Here is a 7,496-nt window from a genome sequence, read left to right on the forward strand (position 1 = left end):
AGGAGCGCTCATCGACCCGCTGCGGGGCGATGGCCACCGCGGCGGCCGGGTCCGTGACACCCGTGGGCGCGAGCCAGGCCCGCTCCTCCGTCTCGAGGCGCAGGGTCCAGCGGCCGACGTCGCCGGCGGCGACCGTGGTGATCGTTGTGGTGGTGGCCTTGAGGCGGGCGCGGTCCCCTTCGGAGACCGGGCCGAGGACGACCAGCACCCGGGCCGTGACGTCGACGTCGGCCTGCTGCAGGTAGTCACCGATGGTGGGGACGTACCGCAGTCGATCGGGCTCGACCGCGTCGACGAGCTCGGAGCGGTCGCCGACGATGCACACATCGGCGCTCGCGCCCCAGGGGCTGACCGCCAGCTCGAGCGCGATTGCGGTCAGCACCTCACGCGCGAGATCCTCGGTGGCCGCCTCGATGCTGAGGCCGCCGGCCTGCTCCAGGTTCAGGAGGACCTGCCCGTCCTCGTCGTCGGCGCCGAGCGCGACCAGAGCCGGGTAGCGCTGCTCCCCCGCGGTCGCCCCCGCTGCTGACGCCGTGATCGCGGCCGCGGTCGATCGCCAGATCGCCGCAGCCCCCGTCGTCTCGTTGGTCTCCGGGTCGACCAGCGGCTCCCAAGGCGCCGGCAGGACTGCCGGCTCCTCGAGGTAGAGCTCGATCCACTCCCCGGCCGTCCGGACCGCACGCACAGCCGGCGCTGCCCCGTCGACGTCGACGAGACCCGCGGTGGCGACCTGCACGCTCGCGAGGCTGGCCTCATCAGCGACCGCGCGGACCTCCTGCTCGACGGCCGCCGCGTCGCCGTACGGCATCGCGATCTGCTCCCCCGGGCGCCGGTCGCGCTGCTGGCGACGTCGACGAAGCCCGATCAGCGCGACGACGCTGGCAGCCAGCAGCGCAGCGATCCCGCCGGCGGTTCGCGTCGGCCACCCGGCCTCCTCAGCCGAGTCAGCCACGTCGTCAGCCCCCTCCTCAGCCCCCTCGCCGGCCGCGTCGTCAGCTGCGCCCCCGGTCTCGGCCTGATCGGCACTGTCGCCGGCACTGGTCGACGGCTCGCTCTCCACCTGGTCGTCGACTTGGTCGTCGGCCTGGCCGTCGTCGACCGGAGCCTCCAGCTCGTCCTCGCCGTTCGACTCGGGCACGAGCTGGGGCACCCCGCCACCACCGGGTGCGGGCTCGGGTGCGGGCTCGGGTGCGGGCTCGGGTGCGGCCTCCGGTGCGGCCTCCGGTGCGGCCTCCGGTGCGGCTTGGGAGGGGATCTGGATGACCCACCCGGGGTCGATGACGTTCGGGTCGCTCAGGTACCGCCCATCGGGCTGCTGCACGCCGGCGGTGGCCTCGAAGAGCGCCGGGTAGGCATCCGGGTCACCAAGGTGCTCCGCGGCGATCTGTGAGAGCGTGTCGCCCTTCTCCACCACGTACTGGCCGTCCGCCGCGGCCGCCTCGGGGGTGGCAGAGCCGCCTGCAGGCGAGTCGTCGGGCACCTGCAGCGTCCATCCCGGCCGGATGACGCCGTTGCTGTCGAACGTGGCGCCGTCGACCATCTCGGCGCCTTCGTTCAGCGAGGCGATCTCGGCCCACCGCTCTCCCGAACCCAGCTCGCGCTCGGCGATCGACCACAGCGACTCGTACGGCTCGACGACGACCCCCCGGGACGCGACCGGGCTCGCCTCCGAGCTCACCTCGGTAGCCGTGCTGTCGCTGGTCGGGGTCCGCGACGCCGTGGCGTCAGAGCCCGCGTCCTGGTCCGCGTCCTGGTGGGCGACTGCAGCTGCAGGGGCGGGGGACGTACCTCCCGCCGTACCGCCGGCGTCAGCTCCGGTCGCAGCATGCGCGGTGCCGGCGATCGCCGGCGTCACGACCACGGCCGCGAGGACCGCCATCACCAGGCGCCGCGCGAGCTGCTGCTGGAACCCGAACACGCCGGGCAACGACCCCGCCGATCCCGCCGACGCCTCCCAGTCACCCGGCTCCCGGCCGGCGCGCGAGGAGCCCAGCGCGCGTGCCGCGTAGACGAGTTCGGCGAGGATCGAGAGCATCATCTGCGCCCAGGCGACCCAGATGATGACGGCGAGCAGCCCGAAGAGCGCCCCATCGGTGAGGGGCGCGCCCAGGTCGATCCCCTCGGCCGGCCAGGGGTTGCCGATGAAACGCACCAGCAGGACCGGGGGTCCCGCTGCGAGCGCCACCAGCACGGCGAGCGCTCCGATCGCCTTGAGCGTGGTCGCGATCCTCATGGTCGGCTACCTCCTGTGCTTGAACCCCGGGCCCGGCGCCGGTGGCGCCGTTGTTGCAGGGCAGTCCTCAACGGGGAAAGGTGCGGGGCGGTGGCCCGATCCAGACACCCCCACCACCCACCACTGCCGGTCAGTCGTCCTCGTTGATCGAGACCGCGGAGGCCTCAGCGGTGTAGGGCAGCGAGTCGACCCCGACCGCGGACAGCAGCGTGGTGTCGCGCTCGCCGGTGATGACGACGGTGACGGTGCCTCCGTCGACGCTGACCGTCCCGGTCGCGCCCACCCGGCTCAGGTAGGTCTGCGCCGCGGCGACGGCCTGGTCGTGACTCACGGCGGTGATGCCGCTGCGCAGTGCGGACTCGCTGAGCGCGTCGGAACCGACCCGTGCGGCCTGCTCGGCGTCGTTCATGGCCTCGCGCTTCGCGCCGAGGGTGTACGTCGCGTCGATGACAAGTCCAGCGACGGCGAGCATCGCCGGCACGAGGAACAGAACCCACGCCGTGACGGCCCCGCGCTGGTCGCGCTCGCGGGTCGGTGTGGTCTGCAGGAGGTGTCGGGATCTGCGCATGCGGGCCTCCTCAGGAGCCTCGGTAGGTCTCGATGGGCACGATGCTGGTCGCGGAGTAGACCTTGGAGCCGGGCAGACCCGAGAGCGCGACGTCGGAGAGCTGCGCGGTGCAGGAGACCGTGACGACGACCTCCCCGCCGGGCTGGTAGTCCGAGACGTCAACGTCGACCTCGACGCCGGTGCACACCACCCCGCTGTCATCGAGGGACGCCGCGGCAGCAGCGCTCGCGGCGTCGGCCGAGCGGGAGGTGTTCCGCTCGAGCGACGCGGCCCGGGCAGCATCGGCCGCGGCCGACTCGACCTGCTGCCGGGTCTGGCCCATGCGCCCCAGGCCGACGACGAACAACAGCACGACGATGAGCACGGGTGCGATCAGGGCGGCCTCGATCGCCGCGGCGCCACGCTGGCCACGCCGGCCGGCCGGCGAGACGAGCTGCGCGAGGCGCGCCATCGCGGTCATGGGGCACCGCCGGCGTTGACCGGAGGGACGTACCGCTCGACGGGGCCGGTGGCCGACTCCTGGATCTCGAGGTCGAGGAACGGGACCAGGCTGATGACCGACCCGGTCACGGTCACCTCGGCGGTCTCCGCCGACCGGGTGACCTGCACCGAGCGGCCCTCCAGGATCTTCGAGTTGAGGGCCTCGAGGTACGTCTCGGTGCGGCTCTGCGCGCCCGCCTCGGTGCCGTCGAAGCGGCGCGCCTCGGCGGCACCCTCCTGCGCTGCAGCCTCGACGACGGCCTGGGCGTAGAAGATCAGCCCGGCCTGCACGATCGTCATGAGCGTCAGCATCAGCAGCGGCGCGATGAGCACGACCTGCACCGTCGTGGCCCCACGCTGCCCACGCGCGCCACGCGCGCCACGCCCCCGGACACCGACAAGGCGGGTCGCCGGCGTGCGCGACCGCCGTGCGCCGGCGTGAGAGCCGGGCACGGGAACGGCGCCAGCCGCCGGGGTGATCGCCGGGGTGGTCGTGGGAGTGCTCACTGGTCGCTCGTGCCGATCACTGGGTCGGGATGGCCTCAGCGGCGCCGGTGAACTTCTGGACGATGATCGCGCCGATCGCGATCGCCAGGGCGGCCAGGATGCCGACGATGATCGCGGTCTCGGGCCCGCTCGCGCCACGCTGGTCGCGGCGGGTGTCGCGGCCACGCAAGGGCGAGACGAGGGCGGCGAGCAGCTGGAGCTGGGTGAGCACGAGCAGGATGCGGATCTTGTTCATGGGGTCCTCCCGAGGTGATTGGTCGGTGCTAGTCGGTGTTGCGGGTCGTTGGTGAAGAGGTGCGGGTCGGTGGGCCGATCCAGACAGGTCAGCGCCCGGTCAGACGGCGGGGTCAGATGGCCAGCACCACCGCGGTCGCCGGGAACATCAGGAAGAGCAGGAAGCCGGCCAGGAGGACGATGGTCGCCGCGCTCATCGAGTCGTCGGCCTTCTCCGCCGCGCTCTGAGCCTCGGCGATCTGCCGCTGCCGCGCTGAGGTGGCGCGTGCGATGAGGGACTCTCGGACCTTCGCCCCGTCGTCGGCCACGAGCATCAGCGCCCCGCCGAGGTCGGCGAGCTCGGTGATCCCGGTGCGCTGCCCCAGCGCGCTGAACCCCGCCCAGGGCGGCTCCCCGAGGTACCGGGCTCGGCTGATGAGGTCGCTGATCGTGTCGAACGCCCAGCCGTGGCAGTCGCGGGCGGAGGTGGCCAGGGCGTCGGGCACACCGCGCCCGCCGGCGAGGCTGCCGGCGACCAGGTCGAGGTAGCAGGCCAGGGCGTAGCGCATCTCGGCACGCCGATCCTCAGCCTTCCTGCGCAGCGTGGCGTCGGGCAGGAGGAACGCAGCGAGGGCGAACCCGAGGCCCATGCTGGCGGGCACGGTGAAGGGCACCGTGATGCCGCCGGCGTAGGCCAGCGTGACGAGCACGCTCGGGGTGAGCAGCCCGACCAGCGCATAGGAGATCTTCTTGACCAGGAACGCCTCGAGGGTCTGGTCGACCAGCGCGAGGTCGCGACGCAGGCCCTCGAACGCGATGCCGTAGCGGCCTGAGATCTCCACCAGTCGTGTCCCCAGGCGCGAGCTCAGCTGCTCGCCCCGGCCGGCGCCGTGGTCGGCGGTACGTCCCCTCCCGTCTGCAGCGGAGTCGGACAGGCCAGCGGTGGTCGAGGTGAGCCGGCGCTGACGCTCCCAACGCTGCACGGAAGAGGCCAGGGACGGCCGCGGAGCCGCGACGGCGTAGACGAGCAACGCGATCGCCGCGCCGAGGGTCCCCCCGGCGAGCAGAGCGATCGAAGATCCTGCGAGCGTCATCGGGTACCTCCCTGCGACTGGAACGGGACCTGCGCCGGAACCTGCGTCGGGGGTCGGAGCAGCCGTGCCGGCTGCTTGATCTCGGCGCTCGAGCGCATCCACATCAGCCCGGCCGCGAACACACCGAGCACGATGGCGAGCATCAGCTGACCCGTGGGCGTGCCGTAGGGCGCGACGAAGGTAGGCGCTCCGATCGCCATGGCGACCCCGAGGCCCCCGGCGAAGCAGACGATCACCAGCGCGCCCCGGCGGACCTTCTTGCGGCCCTCGTCGATGCGCCGTCGCATCTCGAGCTCCTGACGGGTCGTGGTGGCCAGCCGGGTCAGGGCCGCGACCAAGCCCGGGCCACGCAGCTGCGCGGCCTGCTTGAGGGTGATGACGACCAGATCGGCGCTGGGGTCGTCGAGGTCTTCGGCGAGCCCGTCGAGGGCACGCACCAGCGGGATGCGTGCGTCGAGCTGGCCACGCAGCCGCTGCAGCGGGAGCACCAGGGGCGCGGGGGCGATGTCGACGGAGTGGGCGATCGCCTGCTCCAGGCCGACCGCGCCGGCGATGGTGTCGCGCAGCGACTCAGTCCACGTCGCGAGCGCCTCAATCCGCTCGATCTGCGCAGCGCCGGCACGTCGCCCACCGAACATCGTCGGCCACAGCCAGATCAGAGCAGCCGCGGCGCCCCCAGCGACGGGCCACCGCGTCAGCAGCAGGACCAGCAGTGCAGCCGCCACGGCCAGGGCCAGCCGGCGCCGGCCCTCGGTGCCGACCAACGCACCCACGGTCCCGCTGCCCTGCGCGCCTCGACCGCCGACGCGCTGCAGGCTCGGCTTCCACCCGCGCACGGCTGCGACGAGAAGCACCAGACTGCCGGCGAGAGCCGCGCCCGCGAGCGAGCCGAGCAGACCGGTCACGACCAACCACCCCCGCTGGGACCAGTGGTGGGGCCGGTGCCGGGCATCTGCCAGCCAGCCACCTCCAGCTCGGTCAGGTGCTTGGGCGTCACGCCCGTCCACCGGGCGTGATCCTGGGGGCCCGCGCCATCGGGCAGCGCAAAGAGCCCGTTGGCGTGGATCACCTCGTCGTACTTGTCGACCTCGATGATCTCGCTCAGGCGCCGTCGGCCGCTGCGGAGATCGCGCTCGACGAAGACGACCAGGTCGATGCCGGAGGCGATCAGCATGCGCGAGGCCTCCGCCGGCAACCGCTCCGCGGCCTGGATGGCGTAGGTCTCGATACGGGTGAACGCATCCCGCGCCGAGCGGGCGTGGATGGTCGACAGCGACCCGTCGTTGCCCTGCGTCATCGCGTTCAGCATCGTGACGATCTCGGGGCCGAGCACCTCGCCGACGATGACGCGGTCAGGACCCATCCGCAGCGTGCGCAGGACCAGGTCAGCCAACGAGACCGCGCCGGCGCCCTCGTTGTTGGGCAGCCGCTCCTCCAGCGCCTTCACGTCGGGGTGCCGCTCAGGGAACCGGTCGAGGCCGAGCTCGAAGGCCTTCTCGATCGTGATGATCCGCTCTCGCGGCTCGATCTCGGCCGCGAGCGCACGCAGCAACGTGGTCTTGCCCGAGCCGGTCGCGCCGGCGATCAAGATGTTGAGCCGCGCCCGGACGGCAGCGGTGAGGAACGCGGCGGCCTCAGGGTGCAGCGACTGCTGGTGGATCAGGTGCTGCAGCGTCCAGTCCTGCGCCGTGTGCCGACGGATGGAGACCGCGGGCCGCTTGGAGACCCCCAGGATGCCCGCGAGACGCGACCCGTCGGGAAGAGTCAGGTCGATCGCAGGGTTCGCGGCGTCCCACGAGCGCGCGTTCAGGCCCGCGTAGGCGCCCAGGGTCGCGACGAGCTCGATCAGCTCCTCATCGCTGCCGGCGACCGGCCCGACCTGCTCCTTGTGGCCGTCCACGCGCACGACCCAGACGTCGTCGGAGCCGTTGATGTGAATGTCCTGGATCGTGGTGTCGTCGAGCAGGTGCTGCAGCTGCCCGGCTCCGAACATGCGGGCCATGACGGCGCGGTGGAGCTCGGCCTCGACGACGTCGCCGAGCTGCTGCTGCCCGGCGTCGATCCGGGACACGCCGAGGTCGCGGATCGCGATCCCGAGGAGGTGGCGCACGTAGTGCTGCTCGGCCGGCCCCTCGAGCCGGGGCTCGCCTCGGTCGCGGCGGTTCTGCTGCTCGGTCTGCAGGGCAGACGCGACGTCGCGGTGCACCTGACGGACCAGGCCCTGCATGTCGGCGGGCAGCGGGGCCTCTCCCCCGCCGCCCAGACCCTCACGCGCGCCGGCACCGGTGGTGCCCGGCACCGCATGCAGGTGCGACTCGGAGCCGTCCGAGCGGTCTGAGCCGTAGCCCCAGCTGTAGCTGTTGGTGCTCACAGTCGTGCCCCCAATCCTCGAGCGGTACGT

8 protein-coding genes are annotated in these 7,496 nt (G+C 72.7%); all 8 read right to left on the reverse strand.

Annotated elements, in window-relative coordinates; all coding sequences use genetic code 11:
- Positions 1–2,233 (reverse strand): LysM peptidoglycan-binding domain-containing protein (locus VGE38_RS14950; protein WP_331143348.1); only part of this gene is annotated, 2,233 nt, incomplete at its 3' end.
- Positions 2,234–2,363: 130 nt separating this feature from the next.
- Entirely contained in the window at positions 2,364–2,801 is a 438-nt protein-coding gene (locus tag VGE38_RS14955; protein WP_331143349.1) for a pilus assembly protein TadG-related protein, read from the reverse strand.
- Positions 2,802–2,811: 10 nt separating this feature from the next.
- Positions 2,812–3,261, reverse strand: a complete 450-nt coding sequence (locus VGE38_RS14960) for a TadE/TadG family type IV pilus assembly protein (RefSeq protein WP_331143350.1) — start codon at positions 3,259–3,261, stop codon at positions 2,812–2,814.
- Positions 3,258–3,788 carry a TadE/TadG family type IV pilus assembly protein gene (locus tag VGE38_RS14965; RefSeq protein WP_331143351.1) on the reverse strand — a complete coding sequence of 177 codons (531 nt, stop codon included), beginning with the start codon at positions 3,786–3,788 and terminating at the stop codon, positions 3,258–3,260. The genes VGE38_RS14960 and VGE38_RS14965 overlap by 4 nt, the downstream gene beginning before the upstream one ends.
- A 16-nt stretch (positions 3,789–3,804) precedes the next feature.
- Positions 3,805–4,023, reverse strand: coding sequence for a hypothetical protein (locus VGE38_RS14970; RefSeq protein WP_331143352.1), 219 nt, complete (start codon positions 4,021–4,023; stop codon positions 3,805–3,807).
- A 112-nt stretch (positions 4,024–4,135) separates the two neighbouring features.
- Positions 4,136–5,095 carry a type II secretion system F family protein gene (locus tag VGE38_RS14975; protein WP_331143353.1) on the reverse strand — a complete coding sequence of 320 codons (960 nt, stop codon included), beginning with the start codon at positions 5,093–5,095 and terminating at the stop codon, positions 4,136–4,138.
- The gene (locus VGE38_RS14980) at positions 5,092–6,000 is read right to left on the reverse strand and encodes a type II secretion system F family protein (protein ID WP_331143354.1); all 909 of its coding nucleotides are present in this window, start codon (positions 5,998–6,000) and stop codon (positions 5,092–5,094) included. The genes VGE38_RS14975 and VGE38_RS14980 overlap by 4 nt, the downstream gene beginning before the upstream one ends.
- On the reverse strand, positions 5,997–7,466 hold the full coding sequence (locus VGE38_RS14985) for a TadA family conjugal transfer-associated ATPase (protein ID WP_331143355.1): 1,470 nt from the start codon (positions 7,464–7,466) through the stop codon (positions 5,997–5,999). The genes VGE38_RS14980 and VGE38_RS14985 overlap by 4 nt, the downstream gene beginning before the upstream one ends.
- Between the last annotated feature and the right edge of the window lie 30 nt (positions 7,467–7,496).

Origin of the sequence: Nocardioides sp. (genome assembly GCF_036405735.1) — a bacterium.
Taxonomy (GTDB): domain Bacteria; phylum Actinomycetota; class Actinomycetes; order Propionibacteriales; family Nocardioidaceae; genus Nocardioides.